The organism is Pseudomonas sp. CC120222-01a, from assembly GCF_003097235.1.
Taxonomy (GTDB): domain Bacteria; phylum Pseudomonadota; class Gammaproteobacteria; order Pseudomonadales; family Pseudomonadaceae; genus Aquipseudomonas.
Genome location: NZ_QEQQ01000022.1, coordinates 1 through 19,256, shown reverse-complemented (window position 1 = coordinate 19,256; position 19,256 = coordinate 1). Strand labels below are relative to the sequence as shown.

14 protein-coding genes and 1 pseudogene are annotated in these 19,256 nt (G+C 64.4%); 8 read left to right on the top strand and 7 right to left on the bottom strand.

Annotation, left to right across the window (positions count from 1 at the left end):
• Positions 1–69 precede the first annotated feature (69 nt).
• From glnE to N430_RS23050, 8 genes are all read left to right on the top strand, one after another.
• Positions 70–3,003: a bifunctional [glutamate--ammonia ligase]-adenylyl-L-tyrosine phosphorylase/[glutamate--ammonia-ligase] adenylyltransferase gene (gene glnE, locus N430_RS23085; protein WP_110639206.1), complete on the top strand. Its 2,934-nt coding sequence runs from the start codon at positions 70–72 to the stop codon at positions 3,001–3,003.
• Positions 3,004–3,236: 233 nt separating this feature from the next.
• Positions 3,237–4,286, top strand: a complete 1,050-nt coding sequence (waaF, locus tag N430_RS23080; RefSeq protein WP_110639207.1) for a lipopolysaccharide heptosyltransferase II — start codon at positions 3,237–3,239, stop codon at positions 4,284–4,286.
• Positions 4,287–5,345 (top strand): lipopolysaccharide heptosyltransferase I, encoded by a 1,059-nt coding sequence (gene waaC, locus N430_RS23075; RefSeq protein WP_110639208.1) that lies wholly within the window; start codon positions 4,287–4,289, stop codon positions 5,343–5,345.
• Positions 5,345–6,469 (top strand): glycosyltransferase family 4 protein, encoded by a 1,125-nt coding sequence (locus N430_RS23070; RefSeq protein WP_110639209.1) that lies wholly within the window; start codon positions 5,345–5,347, stop codon positions 6,467–6,469. Before waaC ends, N430_RS23070 begins: the two co-directional genes overlap by 1 nt.
• Positions 6,466–7,272, top strand: coding sequence for a lipopolysaccharide core heptose(I) kinase RfaP (rfaP, locus tag N430_RS23065; protein WP_110639210.1), 807 nt, complete (start codon positions 6,466–6,468; stop codon positions 7,270–7,272). Before N430_RS23070 ends, rfaP begins: the two co-directional genes overlap by 4 nt.
• Positions 7,272–8,006, top strand: a complete 735-nt coding sequence (locus N430_RS23060) for a lipopolysaccharide kinase InaA family protein (protein ID WP_110639211.1) — start codon at positions 7,272–7,274, stop codon at positions 8,004–8,006. The genes rfaP and N430_RS23060 overlap by 1 nt, the downstream gene beginning before the upstream one ends.
• Positions 8,003–8,755 carry a lipopolysaccharide kinase InaA family protein gene (locus N430_RS23055; protein WP_110639212.1) on the top strand — a complete coding sequence of 251 codons (753 nt, stop codon included), beginning with the start codon at positions 8,003–8,005 and terminating at the stop codon, positions 8,753–8,755. The genes N430_RS23060 and N430_RS23055 overlap by 4 nt, the downstream gene beginning before the upstream one ends.
• Complete coding sequence (locus tag N430_RS23050; RefSeq protein WP_110639213.1) at positions 8,755–10,197, top strand: lipopolysaccharide kinase InaA family protein; 1,443 nt, start codon at positions 8,755–8,757, stop codon at positions 10,195–10,197. The genes N430_RS23055 and N430_RS23050 overlap by 1 nt, the downstream gene beginning before the upstream one ends.
• Here N430_RS23050 and N430_RS23045 read toward each other — a convergent pair.
• The 7 genes and pseudogenes from N430_RS23045 to N430_RS23015 form a co-directional block, all read right to left on the bottom strand.
• Complete coding sequence (locus N430_RS23045) at positions 10,158–13,184, bottom strand: dermonecrotic toxin domain-containing protein (protein ID WP_110639214.1); 3,027 nt, start codon at positions 13,182–13,184, stop codon at positions 10,158–10,160. The two genes, N430_RS23050 and N430_RS23045, sit on opposite strands and share 40 nt — an antisense overlap.
• Positions 13,185–13,245: 61 nt before the next feature.
• Positions 13,246–13,431, bottom strand: a complete 186-nt coding sequence (locus tag N430_RS23040) for a hypothetical protein (protein ID WP_110639215.1) — start codon at positions 13,429–13,431, stop codon at positions 13,246–13,248.
• Positions 13,428–14,540: a PepSY domain-containing protein gene (locus tag N430_RS23035; RefSeq protein ID WP_110639216.1), complete on the bottom strand. Its 1,113-nt coding sequence runs from the start codon at positions 14,538–14,540 to the stop codon at positions 13,428–13,430. The genes N430_RS23040 and N430_RS23035 overlap by 4 nt, the downstream gene beginning before the upstream one ends.
• A gap of 58 nt (positions 14,541–14,598) precedes the next feature.
• Positions 14,599–17,031, bottom strand: coding sequence for a TonB-dependent siderophore receptor (locus N430_RS23030; RefSeq protein ID WP_110639217.1), 2,433 nt, complete (start codon positions 17,029–17,031; stop codon positions 14,599–14,601).
• A gap of 265 nt (positions 17,032–17,296) precedes the next feature.
• Entirely contained in the window at positions 17,297–18,253 is a 957-nt protein-coding gene (locus N430_RS23025; RefSeq protein ID WP_110639218.1) for a FecR domain-containing protein, read from the bottom strand.
• Positions 18,250–18,768 carry an RNA polymerase sigma factor gene (locus N430_RS23020; protein WP_079226279.1) on the bottom strand — a complete coding sequence of 173 codons (519 nt, stop codon included), beginning with the start codon at positions 18,766–18,768 and terminating at the stop codon, positions 18,250–18,252. The genes N430_RS23025 and N430_RS23020 overlap by 4 nt, the downstream gene beginning before the upstream one ends.
• A gap of 341 nt (positions 18,769–19,109) precedes the next feature.
• Positions 19,110–19,256: pseudogene (locus N430_RS23015) on the bottom strand (IS110 family transposase); the annotation flags it as partial.

The following is a 19,256-nucleotide window of genomic DNA, read 5'->3' as shown; positions in this document are numbered from 1 at the left end:
GTCCAACCGAGGTCCGGCTTCCTCTTGGCCGCTTTTTCCCCTTCATTTCACGCCGATCAAGGATAGACCATGCGCCTACCTTTGCCGCTCGAACTGCCTGCTTCCCTGCAACCGCTGGTCGTCCGCAACCAGCAGTTCCTGAGCGATGCCGTGGCAGGCCACGCTGACCTCGACCTGAACACCTGGACCCCGTTGCACCGGCAACAGTTCGATCAGGTTGCCGCTGCCAGCGACTTCGTCCTTGGCGTGGCCCAGCGCGAGCCGGCCATGTTGTTCGCCCTGATCGCCAGCGGTGAGCTGGACCGCCGCTACGCCCCGGGCGAGCTGCGCGGGCAGATCGCCGCTGCGGCCCAGGCCGCACAGAGTGAGGACGAGCTGGCGCGCAACCTGCGCCGCGAGCGCAACCGCCAGCAGTTGCGGATCATCTGGCGCGACATCACCCGCCAGGCCGAACTGGGCGAGACCTGCCGCGACCTGTCGGACCTCGCCGATGCGGCCATCGACGAAGCCTACCAGTGGTTGTACCCGCGCCATTGCCAGCAGTTCGGCACGCCGATCGGCAACCGCAGCGGCCAGCCGCAGCACATGGTGGTGCTGGGCATGGGCAAGCTGGGCGCAGTGGAACTGAACCTGTCATCGGACATCGACCTGATCTTCGCCTTCCCCGAAGGCGGCGAAACAGAAGGCGTCAAACGCTCGCTGGAAAACCAGGAGTTCTTCACCCGCCTGGGCCAGCGCCTGATCAAGGCGCTCGACCCGGTGACCGTCGACGGCTTCGTGTTCCGCGTCGACATGCGCCTGCGCCCGTACGGCTCGGCCGGCGCGCTGGTGCTCAGCTTCAATGCGCTGGAGCAGTACTACCAGGACCAGGGCCGCGACTGGGAACGCTACGCGATGATCAAGGCGCGGGTGGTAGCTGGTGACCAGGCCGCCGGCGCGCAACTGCAGGAAATGCTGAAGCCGTTCGTGTACCGGCGTTATCTGGACTTTTCCGCGATCGAAGCGCTGCGCACCATGAAGCAGCTGATCCAGCAGGAAGTGCGGCGCAAGGGCATGGCCGACAATATCAAGCTCGGTGCCGGCGGCATCCGCGAGGTCGAGTTCATCGCCCAGGCCTTCCAGCTGATCCACGGCGGTCGTGACCTGAGCCTGCAACTGCGGCCCTTGCTCAAGGTGCTGGCAACCCTGGAAGGCCAGGGTTACCTGCCACCCGCCGTGGTCGCAGAGCTGCGCGAAGGCTATGAATTCCTGCGTTACACCGAGCACGCCATCCAGGCCATCGCCGACCGCCAGACGCAGATGCTGCCGGACAGCGAACTCGACCGTGAGCGTGTTGCCTTTATCCTCGGCTTTGCCGACTGGCAGAGCTTCCACGATCAGTTGATGTATTGGCGTGGCCGGGTCGACTGGCACTTCCGCCAGGTCATCGCCGACCCCGATGAAGACGAAGGCGAAGGCGAGTTGGTGGTGGGTGGCGAGTGGTCGCCGCTGTGGGAGCAGGCCCAGGATGAAGAAGCCGCAGGTCGCCAGCTGGAAGAGGCCGGTTTCAAGCAGCCGACCGAAGCCTTGCGCCGCCTGGCCGCACTGCGCGCCAGCCCGCAGCTGCGCTCGATGCAGCGCATCGGCCGCGAGCGCCTGGATGCGTTCATTCCACGCCTGCTGGCCCAGGCTGTGGAGCATGACAACCCGGACCTGGTGCTGGAGCGCGTGCTGCCGCTGGTCGAAGCCGTGGCGCGGCGTTCGGCCTACCTGGTGCTGCTCACCGAAAATCCGGGTGCCCTGCGGCGCTTGCTGACCCTGTGCGCAGCCAGCCCGTGGATCGCCGAGCAGATCGCTCGCTACCCGTTGCTGCTCGATGAACTGCTCAACGAAGGCCGCCTGTTCAGCCCGCCACTGGCGCCGGAGCTGGCCGCCGAGCTGCGCGAGCGGCTGACGAGAATCCCCGAAGACGACCTGGAACAGCAGATGGAGGCGCTGCGCCACTTCAAGCTGGCCCACAGCCTGCGCGTGGCCGCGTCGGAAATCAGCGGCAACCTGCCGTTGATGAAAGTCAGCGACTACCTGACCTGGCTGGCCGAAGCCATTCTCGACCAGGTGCTGGCCTTGGCCTGGCGCCAGACCGTGGCCCGCCATGGCCAGCCCAAGCGCAGCGACGGCAGCCTGTGCGACCCGGGCTTCATCATCATTGGCTATGGCAAGGTCGGTGGCCTGGAGCTGGGCCATGGTTCGGACCTGGACCTGGTGTTCATTCACGATGGTGACCCGCAAGCGGAAACCGACGGCGCCAAGCCGATCGATAGCGCGCAGTTCTTCACCCGCCTGGGCCAGCGCATCATCCACCTGCTGACCACCCAGACCAACTCTGGCCAGCTGTACGACGTCGACATGCGCCTGCGACCGTCCGGTGCGGCGGGGTTGCTGGTCAGCTCGCTGGGGGCGTTCGAGCGTTACCAGCAGAGCGAAGCCTGGACCTGGGAGCACCAGGCCCTGGTGCGTGCCCGTGTGCTGGTGGGCTGCAAGCAGGTGGCGACGGCGTTCGAGGGCGTGCGCGCCAAGGTCCTGGGCCAGGCCCGCGATCTGGGCAAGTTGCGCAGCGAAGTGAGCGAGATGCGCGCCAAGATGCGCGACAACCTCGGTACCAAGGCCACGCTTGCCGGTACCGCGGCCAATGCCTTCGAGGCCGGTGTGCCGTTCGATATCAAGCAGGATGCCGGCGGTATCGTCGATATCGAATTTATGGTGCAATACGCCGCTTTGGCCTGGTCTCACGAGCACCCGGCCATACTCCGATGGACCGATAACATCCGCATTCTGGAAGAGCTGGAGCAGGCAGGTTTGATGCCGGCCAGTGACGCGGTGCTGTTGCGTGAGGTGTACAAGGCGTTCCGCTCGGCGTCGCACCGCCAGGCCCTGCAGAAGCAGGCCGGGGTGATCGATGCGGCGCAGTTTGCCGATGAGCGCCGCGAAGTGCGGCGGATCTGGGGCGAATTGGGACTGACTTGAGATCGCCGGGGCCGCTTTGCGGCCCTTTCGCGACACAAGGCCGCTCCCACATTTGACCGGCGTATGCAGCGCCTTTGTGGGAGCGGCCTTGCGTCGCGAAAGGGCTGCAAAGCAGCCCCAAAGGCTCATGCCTCAGCTCCAGTGGTACACTGTCCGCCACATAGCCTGAATATAAAGAGGGGAGGCCAGGCTGTATGCAGCCTGTAGCCTCCCCGAGCGTTTCTGGACTAAGCATGAGAATACTGATCATTGGCCCCAGCTGGGTCGGCGACATGGTGATGGCGCAGACCCTGTTCCAGTGCCTGAAACAGCAGCACCCTGACTGCGTGATCGACGTGCTGGCGCCCGAGTGGAGCCGGCCGATCCTCGAACGCATGCCCGAAGTGCGTCAGGCCTTGAGCTTCCCGCTCGGCCACGGCGCGCTGGAGCTGGCCACACGTCGGCGCATCGGCAAGTCCCTGGCCGGCCAGTACGACCAGGCCATCCTGCTGCCAAACTCGCTGAAATCGGCGCTGGTGCCGTTCTTTGCCGGCATCCCCAAGCGCACCGGCTGGCGTGGCGAAATGCGTTTCGGCTTGCTCAACGATGTGCGCAAGCTGGACAAGGCCCGCTACCCACTGATGATCGAGCGCTTCATGGCCCTGGCCTACGCGCCTGGTGCCGAGTTGCCGCAGCCGTATCCGCGGCCGAGCCTGCAGATCGAAGCGCAGAGCCGTGAAGCGGCCATGGCCAAGTTCGGCCTGGCGCTGGACCGCCCGGTGCTGGCGCTATGCCCAGGTGCCGAATTCGGCGAGGCCAAGCGCTGGCCGAGCGAGCACTACGCTGCCGTGGCCGATGCGATGATCCGCCAGGGCTGGCAGGTGTGGTTGTTCGGCTCGAAGAACGATCACCCGGTCGGCGAGCAGATTCGCGACCGCCTGATTCCGGGTTTCCGTGAAGAGTCGTACAACCTGGCGGGCGAAACCTCGCTGGCCGAGGCCATCGACCTGATGTCCTGCGCCGATGCCGTGGTCTCCAACGACTCCGGCCTGATGCACGTGGCCGCCGCGCTGAACCGCCCGCTGGTTGCGGTGTACGGTTCCACTTCGCCAGGCTTCACGCCGCCGCTGGCCGAACAGGTGGAAGTGGTGCGCACCGGCATCGAGTGCAGCCCGTGCTTCGACCGCACCTGCCGCTTCGGCCACTACAACTGCCTGCGCCTGCTCGAACCTGGCAAAGTCATCGCTGCCCTGCACAGCCTGGGCGGTCCGAACCTGATCGATACCGTGGCCGAGGTCGACTAAGTGCGGGTACTGATCATCAAGACCTCGTCGCTGGGTGATGTGATCCACACCCTGCCGGCGCTGACCGACGCCGCCCATGCCATCCCGGGCATCCGCTTCGACTGGGTGGTGGAAGAAGGCTTCGCCGAGATCCCCAGCTGGCACCCGGCGGTCGACCAGGTCATCCCGGTGGCGATCCGCCGCTGGCGCAAGAACATCTGGCAGACGATCAAGAGCGGCGAGTGGAAGGCGTTCAAGCAGCGCGTTCGCGCGCGCAAGTATGACCTGGTGATCGATGCCCAGGGCCTGGTCAAGTCGGCCTGGCTGACCCGCTACGTCAAGGCACCGGTGGCCGGCCTGGACCGCTACTCGGCCCGTGAAGGCTGGGCCAGCCGCTTCTATGACCGGCCACTGTCGGTCGCCGTTGGCCAGCATGCCGTGGAGCGGGTGCGCCAGCTGTTCGCCATGGCCCTGGCCTACGACCTGCCTGAAGGCATCGGCCACTACGGCCTCGACCTTGACCGCCTGCAGCTGCCGCCGGCTGCGCCCTATGTGGTGTTCCTGCATGGCACCACCTGGGCGACCAAGCACTGGCCTGAAGCCTACTGGCGCGAACTGGCCGAGCGCATGGGCCGGCGCAAGCTGCAGGTCCGCCTGCCGTGGGGCAACCCGGCCGAGAAGGCCCGTGCCGAGCGTATCGCCCAGGGCTTGAACAACTGCCAGGTGCTCCCCAAATTGAACCTTGCCGGCGTCGCCCGCGTGCTGGCGGCGGCCAAGGCCTGTGTGGCGGTGGATACCGGCCTCGGCCACCTGGCCGCAGCGCTGGACGTGCCGACCATTTCGCTGTTCGGCCCGACCAACCCGGGCCTGACCGGTGCCTATGGCCGCGTGCAGGTTCACCAGGCCAGCGATTTCCCGTGCGCACCGTGCCTGCAAAAGAAATGCACCTACAAACCGAGCGCCGACGACCTGCGCCGGTTCGATATCAAACGCGAGTGGCCGCTGTGCTTCACTCGCCTGAATCCCGAGCATGTAGCGAGCCGCCTGAGCGCGCTGCTGCTGGCTGAGGATGTTCGTTGATGCAACTGGCTTTCGTGCTTTACAAATATTTCCCCTTCGGCGGGCTGCAGCGCGACTTCATGCGCATTGCCCTGGAATGCCAGAAGCGGGGCCACCAGATTCGCGTGTACACGCTGATCTGGGAGGGTGACATTCCGCCGGGCTTCGAGGTGCTGGTGGCGCCGGTCAAGGCGATCTTCAACCACCGCCGCAACGAGAAGCTCAGCGCCTGGATGGAAGCGGACCTGGCCAAGCGCCCGGTCGACCGCCTGATCGGCTTCAACAAGATGCCGGGGCTGGACGTGTACTACGCCGCCGACGGTTGTTTCGAGGACAAGGCGCAGACCCTGCGCGGTGGCCTGTACCGCCGCTGGGGCCGCTACCGGCACTTTGCCGAGTACGAGCGCGCGGTGTTCGCCAAGGACGCGCGCACCGAAGTCCTGATGATTTCCGAAGTGCAGCAGCCGCTGTTCATCAAGCACTACGGCACCCCCGTGGAGCGCTTCCACCTGCTGCCGCCAGGCATTTCCCAGGACCGTCGCGCACCGGCCAATGCCGCCGAGATCCGCGCCGAGTTCCGCAAGGAATTCAACCTGGGTGATGACGACCTGCTGCTGGTGCAGATCGGTTCGGGCTTCAAGACCAAGGGTGTCGACCGTAGCCTCAAAGCCTTGGCCGCGCTGCCGTCGGCGCTGCGCAAGCGCACCAGGCTGATGGTTATCGGCCAGGACGACCCCAAGGTGTTCCAGTTGCAGAGCGCCACCCTGGGGCTGGGCGAACAGGTGCAGTTCCTCAAGGGTCGCAGCGACATCCCGCGCTTCCTGCTGGGCGCCGACCTGCTGATTCACCCGGCGTACAACGAGAACACCGGCACGGTGCTGCTCGAAGCCCTGGTGGCCGGCCTGCCGGTGCTGGTGTCCAAGGTCTGCGGTTATGCCCATTACATCGCCGAGGCCGACAGCGGCCTGGTGCTGGACGAGCCGTTCGAACAGGAGCAGCTCAATGCTTACCTGCAACGCATGCTGGAAGACGGGCAGGCCCGCGCCGACTGGTCGCGCAATGGCCTGGCCTTCGCCGACAGCGCCGACCTGTACAGCATGCCGCAGCATGCTGCCGATGTGATCCTGGGGCAGGAGACCGCATGAAGCTGATAGTGGCCGAACCCTTCAAGCGCCTGTGGGCCGGGCGCGATGCCTTCGAGGCCGTGGAAGCGCTGCAAGGTGAGGTCTATCGCGAGCTGGAAGGCCGCCGCACGCTGCGTACCGAGGTCGATGGCGAAGGTTTCTTCGTGAAGATTCACCGCGGCATCGGCTGGGGTGAAATCTTCAAGAACCTGCTCACCGCCAAGCTGCCGGTGCTCGGTGCCGGCCAGGAATGGCAGGCCATCCAGCGCCTGCATGAAGTGGGCGTGCCGACCATGACCGCCGTGGCCTATGGCGAGCGCGGCAGCAACCCGGCCAGCCAGCATTCGTTCATCGTCACCGAAGAGCTGGCGCCGACCATCAGCCTGGAAGACTTCAGCATCGACTGGGTCAAGAACCCGCCCGAGCCGCGTCTGAAGCGTGCGCTGATCGCTGAAGTGGCGAAGATGACCGGCGGCATGCACCGCGCCGGGGTCAACCACCGCGACTGCTACATCTGCCACTTCCTGCTGCACACCGACCGCCCGGTGACGCCGGAAGACTTCAAACTGTCGGTCATCGACCTGCACCGCGCCCAGACCCGGGCGAAAATCAGCCGCCGCTGGCGTGACAAGGACCTGGCCGCGCTGTACTTCTCGGCGCTGGACATCGGCCTGACCCGGCGCGACAAACTGCGTTTCCTGCGCGGTTATTTCCAGCAACCGTTGCGGCAGATTCTGGCCGAGGAAGCCGCGCTGCTCGCCTGGCTCGAACGCAAGGCGCAGAAACTCTACGATCGCAAGCAACGCTATGGGGATGCACTCTGATGGCGAGTTGGACACTGGCGCCAGGCTACGAACATCTGGCGTCGGACTTCGGCAGCCTCGATGCGGTCTTTGCCATGAAGGGCGAACACCTCACGCGTGACCCGCTCAGCGAGGTCATCCGCGTCGAGCGTGACGGGGTCAACTACTACGTCAAGCGTTATACCGGCGCGGGCAAGCACATGCGCCGCTACCTGGGCCGGCCACGCATCAAGGCCGAATGGCAGAACCTCAAGCAATTCGCCAAGTGGGAGATTCCCACGGCCGAAGTGGTGGCCTGGGGCCTGGAACGCAAAGGCCTGGCCTTTGGCCGTGGCGCGATGATCACCCGTGAGCTGCCGCACACCGAAGACCTCTCGGCCTTGGCCGAGCGCAACGACCCACGCCTGGCCGACCGGGTCTGGGTCGACAAGCTGAGCCGTCAGCTGGCGCGCCACACCCGGGTGATGCACGAACACCGTTTCGCCCACAACGACCTGAAATGGCGCAACCTGCTGGTCGACGACCTGGGCACGCTGTTCTTCATCGACTGCCCGACCGGCGACTTCTGGCGCGGCTTCATGTGGCGCCACCGGATGATCAAGGACCTGGCCTGCCTGGACAAGGTGGCCAAATATCACCTGACGGCGACCCAGCGCCTGCGCTTCTACCTGCAGTACCGTGGGCGTCAGCGCCTGAATGTGCGCGACAAGCGGCGCATTCGCCAGGTGCTGAGCTTCTTCGAGGGAAGGGAATGACCGATTACCTGGCCAGCGCGGACCTCGCGCTGCTCAAACGCCATGGCTTGAACGACTTCGAAGCGCTGTGGGCGCTGCAGCTCGACGCCGTGGACGAACCCAACACCGGGCGTGGCGGCTGGAGCAGCGTCTTCCGCCTGGAGCTTGAAGGCAAAGGCTATTACCTCAAGCGCCAGAGCGATTACCTGACCCGCACCCTGCACCGGCCGTTTGGCGAGCCGACCTTCGCCCGCGAATTCCGCAATATCAGCCGCTACCAGAAACTGCGCATCCCGGCCTTGCAGGCCGTGTTCTACGGCGAGCGCAAGCAGAACGGCCAGCACCGGGCGATCCTGATGACCCGTGCGCTGGACGAGTGGAGCGACCTGGAAGGCCTGCTGGCCCAGTGGCCACAGCTTGCCGATGACGCCCGGGTGGGCATCCTCAAGGCCTGTGGCCAACTGGCGCGCACCCTGCACGGTGCCGGCCAGGTGCACGGTTGTTTCTATCCCAAGCACATCTTCCTGCGCCAACGCCGCGAAGGCTGGGAGGCGCAGCTGATCGACCTGGAAAAGACCCGGCCGCTGCTGTTCGGCATGCGCGACCGCCTGCGTGATCTGGAGCCGTTGCTGCGCCGTGCCGGAGCCTGGAGCGAGGCGGACGTGCGCCAGTTGCTCGCCGCCTACCTGCAGCAGCCTGCCGACAGCACCCTGGTCGGCACCTGGCTGCAACGCCTGACGCAACGCCGTCGTGAAAAAGAGGCCCGCTGATGCGTTTGTCCGAACTCAAAGACGCCGGGCGCAGCCCGACGCTGCCCTTGAGCATCACCCTGGCTGATGCCGCTGGCACGGCTGACCTGCAACTGCTCAGCCTGCTGCGGGTGTTGCCTGGCCAGCGCTATGTTGGCGCCGGCATCTGGCGCGGCACTCCAGTGCTGGCCAAATTGCTGGTCGGCAGCAATGCCGCACGGCATTTCCAGCGCGAACTGGATGGCGTGAAGCTGCTGGCCAAAGAGGGCCTGACCACACCGCAACTGCTGGCCGACGGCCTCAAGGAAGGCGAGGGCGGCTGGCTGCTGTTCGAATTCCTCGATGGCGCCGAAAGCCTGGCCGATGCCTGGGCTGCGGTGGAAAACCTGCAGGTGCTGGCTGACGAGCAACACCTGGTGCTGGGCGAAGCCCTCACGGCCGTGGCCCAGATGCATGCCCAAGGCCTGTGGCAGGAAGACCTGCACCTGGACAACCTGCTGCGCCACGGCGGCAAGCTGTACCTGATCGACGGCGCCGGCATCAAGGCCGAGACGCCCGGCCAGCAGCTGTCGCGCCCACGCGTGCTGGAAAACCTCGGGGTGTTCTTCGCCCAGTTGCCCAAGCGCCTGGAGCCGTTCATCGAAGAGTTGCTGGTGCACTACCTGCTGGCCAACGCCGAGCATGCGCTGCCGATGGAAGCGCTGCAGAAGCAGGTGGACAAGGTGCGCAGCTGGCGGCAGAAGGACTACCTGGAAAAGGCCGGTCGCGAGTGCAGCCTGTTCAGCGTCGAACGCAGCCTTTCGGGCTTGCGGGCTATCCGCCGCAAGGAGGTGGACGCCATGCTGCCGGTGCTGGAGCAAGCCGACGCGCTGATCGACCAGGGCCACCTGTACAAGACCGGTGGTGCGGCCAGTGTGGCGCGCATCGAGGTGAACGGTCGCAAGCTGGTGCTCAAGCGCTACAACATCAAGAACACCGCGCACTGGTTCAAGCGCTTCTGGCGCCCGAGCCGCGCCTGGCATTCGTGGATCGAAGGGCACCGCCTGGAGTTTCTCGACATCGCCACGCCCCGCCCGTTGGCGGTACTTGAGCAACGGGTGATGGGCCTGCGCAGCCGCGCCTACCTGGTTACCGAGTACGTCGATGGCCCGGATCTGACTGAGTGCTTTGCGCCCTACGTGGACAACGGCGAGGCGCCGGAAGAGCAGGTCGATGCGCTGGTGCATGTGATGCAGCAACTGATCCGCGAGCGCATCAGCCATGGCGACTTCAAGGGACACAACCTGTTCTGGGACAAGGGTCAATGGTCGCTGATCGACCTCGACGCCATGTGCCAGCATGCCACTCAGCTCAGCTTCGCCCCGGCCTATGCCCGTGACCGGGCGCGGCTGCTGCGCAACTGGCCGAGCAGCAGTGCCTTGCATCAGCGCCTGGATCGACTGCTGCCTCGGCTGTCCGAGTAGGCCGCGGGCAGTGCCAGCCAGTCGCTGCTGCGGCCGGACTGGCGTACACGAATGCGCCATGTACCACCTTGCTGCTGCAAGACCGCCGAAGCTGGGACGGCGCCGCTGAGGGTGTCAGGCAGCAGCAGATGGTAATGGCCGGCGAGCAGATGCTGGCGAACGGGAAGCTGGTGGCTACCCAGCTGCAGATACAACAGGCTGCCTGCGGCGAACAGGCCTGGTTGATTTTCGATCGCGCTGCCTTGCCGTGCTGGGATCAGGCTGCATTGCTCCAGCAGTCTGGCAAGGTCGGGTAACCCGTCATACCAGAGCACGGGCGAGTCCACTGTCCAGTTGCCGTCTTGCTTGCGTTTGATCGGCAGTTTCAGAAAGGCAAAGGGCTGGTCCGGGTCGGTGGCTCGCCAGCGCCGGCCGTCATAGCTGACATTGAACAGAACCCCCTGGTCGTCTTGCACATAGTACTGGCTCAGCCCCGGCTTGGCCGAGGGCAGCTCATAGACCGCCTCGCCATGCAGGGTATCGATCCGGTAGCGGAGCCGGGCCCGCTCAGGGACGGCCTCGTAATGCCTGGGCAGCGGCACCGGAGGCGGTTTGGGCAGCCCGCGCAGGGCCCGGCGCATGAGGCCCGACCCCGCCATTTCGTTGAGCCCTGCGGTGCCGTGGCCGAGGGCAGCGATGGCATGGTGAAGGGCGCCCTCATGATCACCCTGTTCAAAGGCCTCGAAACCATCCCATATCGATATCGACATGCGGCCAAATGCCAGGGCAATCATTGCGCGCTGCGGCAATACCAGGCTGACGATATCCAGCACGAGCCTGAGGACGTTGACCGAAAATTCGCCGAGCAGCTCCTGGTTGCTGCGCGTGGACGTATCCGTTTCGCTCATCAGGCCGTTGACCTCTGCACGGTACAGCGCTGGCCACAGCTCACCGGTTATCGTCTGAGCCTTCACGGTACTTCCGAGCCCGCCTTTGCGTAGACGCTTTTCCAGTAAGCGTCCGGTAGCCGTCGGCAAGCGCTGGAGCAGGTAGGCCTGCAGGTGGAGGTCGCCGCGCACCGCCTTGATCAGCGCGCGGGTACCGCTGTACTCGCGCCAGTAGAGGCGGTCCGGGACGTCCGGGCAGTACACCACGATGCGTCGGGACGCCTGCGGTGAGACCAGCAGCACCACGCCTTGCAGGGTGTCTTCATTGATGAGCAACTGCTGTGCGTGCACCGCGTGCCCTGCGAACGGTGGTCGGCTCTGGCTGTCGGCTGAGTGGATGACCGTGTGGGCCCATCCATAGCCCTGCTCGCTGGCGTCCTCGAGGAAATGGCCGGCGTAGCGCGCCTTGACCGCTTCGGCATTCATGCGTGTGCGCATGAGCTGTCCATGGGCTTTTTCTCGCCAGCGGCCTTGCGCTGAATCGAGCAGTTGGGTGCGCAGGTAGGCTTGGTAGCCGCTGCCCGCGTTGAGTCGTCGTACGATGTCTTTTACTCGCGCAGGCGTGAGCGCGGGCAGAGGTTGGTCGCCATACACATGTACGCGCGCCGTCAGCCAGTAATCCACGTCGAACCAGGCAATATTCAGCAATGCCAGTTCTTCAAGGCGGTAGGTGTGTTGCACCAGTTCGACGGTGTCGCCCACCTGCGGGCGGCTCGCGACCGGGATGTAGCTGCTGGTAATGCCAGTGGGTTGAGGTTGGATGAACGGGCCTTTCTGGCGCGCCAGAGTGACGCTGACGGAAATATCCCTGGGATCGATATCCAGGCCTGGGTCACGTTGCAAGTACTCGCTCAGGCGCTCGTTGACCCAATGCAGCAAGCTGTGCCGTTGCGTGAATTGATCGAGTGTCAGGATGCCTGGGCCGCTGGCGCCTTCGATGGCGGCTATCTGTTCTTGCATGGCCTGCATGATGTGCGCGACACCTTGCGCCGAGGTCTTGCGTAGCCAGTTGGGCAAGTGTTTTTCCAGCAACTGGCCGTAGCGGTTGGCCATCGGTCCCTTGCTGCTGACGGCGCCTCGCCAGTCCAGGGCCTTGGCCAATGCCTGGTCGAACAGCCCGATGTCACGCTGCTGCCCGCGATTCCAGGCGGTCTGCCAGGCGTGGCTGAGCTGCTTGATCTGCGCGTCACGGGTAGCGTAAGCGAAGTAGTCGGCCAGATCGTCGGTGTACCAGTCATAGCGCAAGCGTTCGGCTTGGCGGGCACTGTGTTGTTCGGCAGGGTCGATCATCAGCTTGACCAGGTGCTCGCTTTGCTGGGGGTCTTCCAGGCGCTCGCAGACTTCCTGATGAAGGGCCGTCAGGCTGTCGAAGGCCTCGATGCCGTGGGCGATGCTGCACAGCATCGCTCGGCCAACACTCTCGTGAGGCTCCAGCAAGCCCCCCTCCAGGCTCTGCTCGGTGAGCACCAGAAAACCTGGCAGATAACCACGCCAGTTGGGGGCAGTGCTGCTCAGCAGGATTCGATAGATTTGCGGGCGCATGTCCGCAGGCAATTGCCGTCGTTGCCAGGGGTAAGGCATCTGTATGCAGGTCCTGAGCAACTGTGCGTGTTGGGGGGAAAGGGTCTGGTCGGTCATGCGCAAGCGGATTTCTGCCTCGAACCGGTCGCGCAAGTGCGAAGCCAGCCGAACCAGGCGGCTCAAACCATTGCCACCACGCTCCATCCAGTAGTTGGCCAGGCGCGCGTGCAGGGCTTGGCGCAGGTCATGGCAGAAGCTGTGGAGGCTCTTGTTGAAATCCAGCGGCAGGCTTATGACCGGATAATCGGCATGTCGTGGCCGACTGCCTGTGGGTACGCGGAACGCGCCGCCATCGAACAGATGAAAGCCCACCAGCTGAAACAGTGAATGGCCTTCGAACATTAATGTACGGGCGCTGATGGCGAGCCCTGGAAAGAGCCCGGCGAGGTGTTGATCGAGGGCATGTTCGATGCCTTGCAGCGGTGGCAGCAAGGCCTCCAACTGGGCGTCCAGCACTTGGAACAATGGCTGTATGGTCATGCTTCGTCTCCTTGAACGAGGCAGACCATGATGCGCGGACGTGATGGGCGGGCCGTGTTAGTCAGCTACCGTTGGCGCGCCAAAGGCCACGGATGGAAAGCCAGGCGGGCAGGCCAAGACCGAGCCAGGACAGCCCGTCCCACCAGCCGTCGCCAAGCAAGGCGGCGAACAGGCCCAGCGCACCGAGGGCGGCAATCAGCGCTGGCCAGGCAAAGATGCGCGAGGTGGTCTGCGACGTGTGGCTCATGGTCGTGCCTCCCGGCGCTTGCTGCGCTTGCCCCACCACAGGTACAGGCCGCTTGCCAGCACGATGATCGTCAGCACATCGAGAATTGCCCACAGGACCTGCATCGGTCGCCCGCCATAGTCACCGAAGTGCAGCGGTTGCGACAGGCCCATGGCGTCCATGTACCAGGGGCGCTCGCCAACGGCTGTCACGTCGAGTGTCTGCGCGTCGATCAGTACGGGCGTCAGCAGGTGCGAGGTCAGGTGCGTGGCGCCGTTCATGAACACGGCGTAATGGTGTTCGCTGGAGAAGCGCGTGCCAGGGAAGGCGATGAAATCCGGGCGCATGCCGGGCGCGGCGTGTTCGGCGATTTCCAGCAGTCGCGTGGCGGGGGCGCGCTCGGTCAGTGCCGGGGCATCACGATAAGGGGCGACCATGGCGGCGAGGCTGTCGTGGCGCCAGGCGGCAATGACGAGGTCGGAGAGGGCGCTGATCACCCCAGTGACGCCGACGGTCAGCGCCCAGGCCAGGGTGACGATGCCGATCAGGTTGTGCAGGTCGAGCCAGCGCAGCCGGGTGGATTTGTCGGGGCGCACGGTGGCGAACGCCAGGCGGCGCATGAACGGCGCATACAGCACGGTGCCGGAGATGATCGCAACGACGAACAGTATGCCCATGAACGCCAGCAACAACTTGCCGGGCAGGCCGGCGAACATGTCTACGTGCAGGCGCAGCATGAGCATCATGAAACCGCCATTGGCGGCCGGCATGGCCACGGCTTCGCCGCTGCGGGCGTCGAGCATGAAGGTATGGGACGAATTGGGTTCGGTGCCGGCGGTGGCAGCGGTGATGGCGAGCACACCGTTGGGTTCGTCCTTGTCGAATCCGAAATACTGCACCACCTCGCCGGGGCGGTGCTGCTCAGCTTTCAGTACCAGCTGTTGCAGGTCCAGGTGCGGGGTGCCGGCGGGCATCTCGCGCAGCTCTGCGGCATCGCCGAGCAGGTGTTCGAGTTCGTGGTGGAAGATCAGCGGCAGGCCGGTGAGCGCCAGCAACAGCAGGAACAGGGTGCAGACCAGGCTGCTCCAGGTGTGGACCACGGACCAGCGGCGGATGGTTGGGCTTTTCATCACGGTACCGACTTTTGTCTGTTGGAACGTGGGGGCTGCGCAGCAGCCCCCAGCTCACTCAGAACTTATAGGAAGCACTGGCGACAACGCTGCGCTCATCGCCGTAGTAGCAGTAGTAGCTATCGCAGGTGGAGATGTAGTCCTTGTTGAACAGGTTGGTGGCATTGACCGCCACCGACGCGCCCTTGAGGCTGGTGCTCAGGCGACCGAGGTCGTAATGCACCGAGGCGTCGAACACGGTGTAGGCATTGGCCTTGCCCAGGTAAGTGTTGGCCTGATCGCCGTAGGTGTTGCCGGTGTAGCGCGCACCACCACCGATGCCGAAGCCGTCGAGCACGCCGCTGTGCCAGGTGTAGTCGGCCCACAGCGACGCTTGCTGGTTGGGCATCAGTTGAAGACGGTTACCTTTGAATTCGCCGTCCTGCACTTCCGACTTGGCCAGGGTGTAGGCGGCCGTCAGCTTGAGGTTTTCGGTGACGTCGGAAACCGCTTCCAGCTCCAGGCCGTGGACTTTCACTTCGCCGGTCTGACTGGTGACACTAGTGTTGCCGTCGTTATTGGTGACCAGTACGTTCTTCTGAGTAAGGTCATACACAGCAGCCGACAGCAAAGTGTTGGAGCCCGGTGGCTGGTACTTGATACCCAGTTCCCACTGCTTGCCTTCGGTTGGTTTGAACGAGCTGGTCGGGTTCACGTCTGCCTTGCTGGCCGGTTGAAAAGACTCGGCATAAGACAGATAGGGAACGAAGCCGGAATCGAAGACGTAACTGATTGCTGCGTTACCGCTAAAGTTGCTGTCGCGTTGTGTGTTGGTGGCGTCACCCTTATTGAAGAATTTGGTGCTGGTATGTACCCAATCCTCACGGCCACCCAAGGTCAGACGCCAGTTCCCGAGCGCCATCTGGTCCTGAATATAGACGCCTGTCTGGCGGGTTTTCTGGTCGTAGTCGTAGTAGGCATCGGAGCGATCTGGTCGAGTGATCGGCAAGCCGTAAACGGGATTGTTCACGTTGATGCTGGGTGCAGTGCCGTAGATCGTCAGGAAGTTGTTGTTGGTACGCTGGTGGTCCAGGCCGATCAGCAGGGTGTGGCTAATATCGCCGGTATTGAAGTTGCCCTCGAAATTGTTGTCGACGGCGAATTGGCTGATGTCCTCATCAACGTTTGTAGTGCTCCGGCCAACATTGCCGTCGTTATCCACTACCATGCCGAACTCGGGGAAGTAGCTGTTTACGGTGATAGTCTGGAACGACAGGTCCGACTTGGTGTAGCGAAGGTTCTGGCGGAACTGCCAGACTTCGTTGATGCGATGCTCGAAGGCATAGCCCAGCGCGTAGTAGGTACGATCGTAGAACTCATAGTCCGGGTCGCCCAGATTCTTGTGGTGGGAGATCTTGCCGAACGGCATGTCGATCTTGGTGCCCTGGATTGGTCGGAACTGGCTGGTGACGCCGGTATCGTCGCGGGTGAACTGGGTCAGCAGGGTCAGCGAGGTGTCGTCGTCGATGTTCCAGGTCAGGCTCGGGGCGATGTTGTAGCGCTTGTCGTCGATATGGTCGATCTGCGTGCCGCCATCGCGGATCACGCCGCTGACCCCGTAAAGGAATCGCCCTTCGTCATCAATCTTGCCAGTGCTGGCGAAGTTGATCTGGCGGTGGTTGTCGCTGCCGTACTGCAGTTCGATCTCGTGGGCGCTTTCGGCCTGAGGGCGGCGGCTGACCATGTCCAGCAACCCGCCAGGCGGTGTCTGGCCGTAGATAGAGGAGGCCGGGCCGCGCAGTAAGGCCAGACGGTCGAGGTTCCAGGTTTCGGCTTTCGGGTTGGCATACACGCCCCGTGGCAGCGGCAGGCCGTCGAGGAACTGGGTCGGCTCGAAACCACGCACGCGCATCCAGTCGTAGCGGGTGTCGCTGCCGAAGCTGGCGGAGACGATACCCGGCATGTATTTCACGGCGTCGTCCAGGCTGTGCACGCCGCGGTCGCTCATCTGCTGACGGGTGGCCACGGAGATCGAGCGCGGGACTTCGACCAGCGCGGTGTCGGTCTTGGTGCCGGCGGCGGTGCGCTTGGCCAGGTAGCCGTCGACCGGGCCCCAGGCGCTTTCGGAAGCGCTGGCGGCATTCACCGTGGTTTCCGGCAGGGCCAGGGCGCCATCCGGTACGGCGACCAGGCTGTAGCTGCCAACGCTGCTCTGCTGCAGTTGCAGCCCGGTGCCCTGAAGGGCTGCCTGCAAGGCGCCGAGGCCATTGTACTGGCCATTGACCGGGGCCGAGGTACGGCCGCTGACCAGCGCCGGGTCGATGGCCAGGGCGATGCCCGACTGGCTGGCGATCTGGTTCAGGGTGCTGGCCAGCGGTGCGGCGGGCAGGTTGTAGGCGCGCGGCGCGGACTGCTCGGCGGCGAACAGGGCGGTGCTGGACAATGGCGCGGCCATGGCGATGGCCAGGGCCATCAGGCTGGGACGCAGGATACGATCAACGGCACGGGACATGCAGCGGTTCCTCGACGGATAAGTGCTAACTGCTTCCTTGCCGAGCGAGATTCCAGAAGTGACAGGGGGAATCGGAAAAAAAGTGAGAATTATTTGAATCTGGCTTTTGCCTGTGCGGATTCATCGCTTGTAGGAGCGGCCTTGTGTCGCGAAAGGGCTGCGAAGGAGCCCCGGCAATGTCAGCAATTGGCTGATATCCGGGGGCCGCTTCGCGCCCCTTTCGCGACACAAGGCCGCTCCTACAGGCGAATAGGCGGTTTCAGGTTCATTTGGGGACTACGGTCACCCACCACGGCGTATGCCGCTCGATCTTCACCGGCAGCGCCGGCACCAGCGAAGCCAGTGCCAGGTCGGTGTCGGTCAGCGGGAAGCTGCCGGTCACGCGCAGGTCGGCCACTTCTTCGGCCACGCCCAGATGGCCGTTGCGGTAGTGGCCCAGCTGTTTCAGCAGGTCGGCCAGGCGTACGTTGTCGACCACCAGCATGCCGCGGGTCCAGGCATCCGCCCCGACTGGCACCGGGCCTATCTGGCCCAGGCCGTTGCTGTTCATCAGCACTTGCTGGCCTTCGTGCAGGACCTGTTCGTCGCCGCTGTTGTGCGGCATGGCGGCGACCGACGACTGCAGCACTTCCAGGCGCGTGCCGTTGTCTTCGCGGCGCACCAGGAAGCGCGTGCCCAGCGGGCGCAGGCGGCCATCGTCGGTACGCACCAGCAACGGGCGTGGATCGTCGTGGCCGGTTTCCACCGAGATTTCGCCCTGATGCAGCACCAGCACACGTTGGTCGCCGTCGTAGTCGATATCCACCGCGGTGTGGGTATTGAGGCTCAACAGCGTGCCATCGGCCAGGCGCAGGGTACGCAGTTCACCGGTAGCGGTGCGTTGATCCGCGAGCCAGTAACTGGGGGCCAGTGACGGTGTGCCGACCCCGGCCAGTAGAGCGCCAAGCAGCAACAGGCCGGCCAGCCCGCTGCCGGCCTTGCCGATCCGGCGGCGCAGGCTGACGCGCGATTGCAGCAGGGCCTGCCGAGCCGGGCCGGCAGCGACACTGACGCGGTGGTCGAGGGCGCCGAGCTGGCGCCAGGCACGGGCATGTTCCTCGCTGGCGGCATGCCAGCGGATGAATTCGTTGCGCTCGTCAGGGCTGCCGCTGTCATCGTCCAGGCTCATTTTCCAGGCAATGGCGGCTTCCAGCACCCGCGACGAAACCGGTGTGTTGTTCACGTCGGTTCCCCGTACAGGGCCACATAGCACTGGCGCATGCCTTGGGCGATGTACTGGCGCACGCGCGACACCGAAACGCCCAGGCGTTCGGCAATTTCGGCGTGGCCCATGCCATCCAGGCGATTGTGCAGGAAGGCAGCGCGGGCCTTGCTCGACAGCTTGCCGAGCAGGCGGTCGATGGCCTTGAGGTCTTCGAGGATCAGGTGCTGGGTTTCTGGGGACGGGTGTTCGGCTTCGGGGATCAGCGCCAGCTCGGCCAGGTAGGCTTGCTCCAGCGCTGCGCGGCGGAAGTGGTCGAACATCAGGCCCTTGGCCACGGCGGCGAGGAAGGCGCGCGGCTCGCGCGGGGTGTCCAGCTGCTCGCGGCCGAGCAGGCGCACGAAGGTGTCCTGGCTCAGGTCTTCGGCACGCTGGCGGCAGGCCATGCTGCGTTGCAGCCAGGCGAGCAACCAGCCGCGATGGTCGCGGTACAGCGAGCCGACCAGTTCGGCGTGTGGGCTGTGGGCAGAAGACACGCAGCGTCCCCCCGGAACGAATGCATTAACTAACGATAATTATTCGCGATTGTTACAGAGGCAGGGGGTGGGGTGCAATGGACGCTTATCGGATTGCCATCATGAATGCTTTGTTGCCTGAACCGGCCTCTTCGCGGGTAAACCCGCTCCCACAAGGACCACGCAGGTCTGGAGGTTGATGCAATCCCTGTGGGAGATTCTATGGCCGAAGGCAATTTCTCAGTTGAACCGCCTTCGGCCTCTTTCAGCAATCTCCAGGCACAAGTCAGTGCGCCAGAGAATTTCTCTTCGGCGTTGGGTGCTATCCGTCAGTTTGGTTGGGCTGCGCAGCAGCCCCGGCCTCAGTTGGCCGGCTTAGCACCTCCGGTATATACCTCGGGCTTCCAGTCGGCCTGATGCCTCATCAGGCCGAAGGCCAGCCGAGCCAAGCGACGCGCAAGGATCACCAAGGCTTGGGTGGTTTTCTTCCCGCGTGCTTGATGATGGGC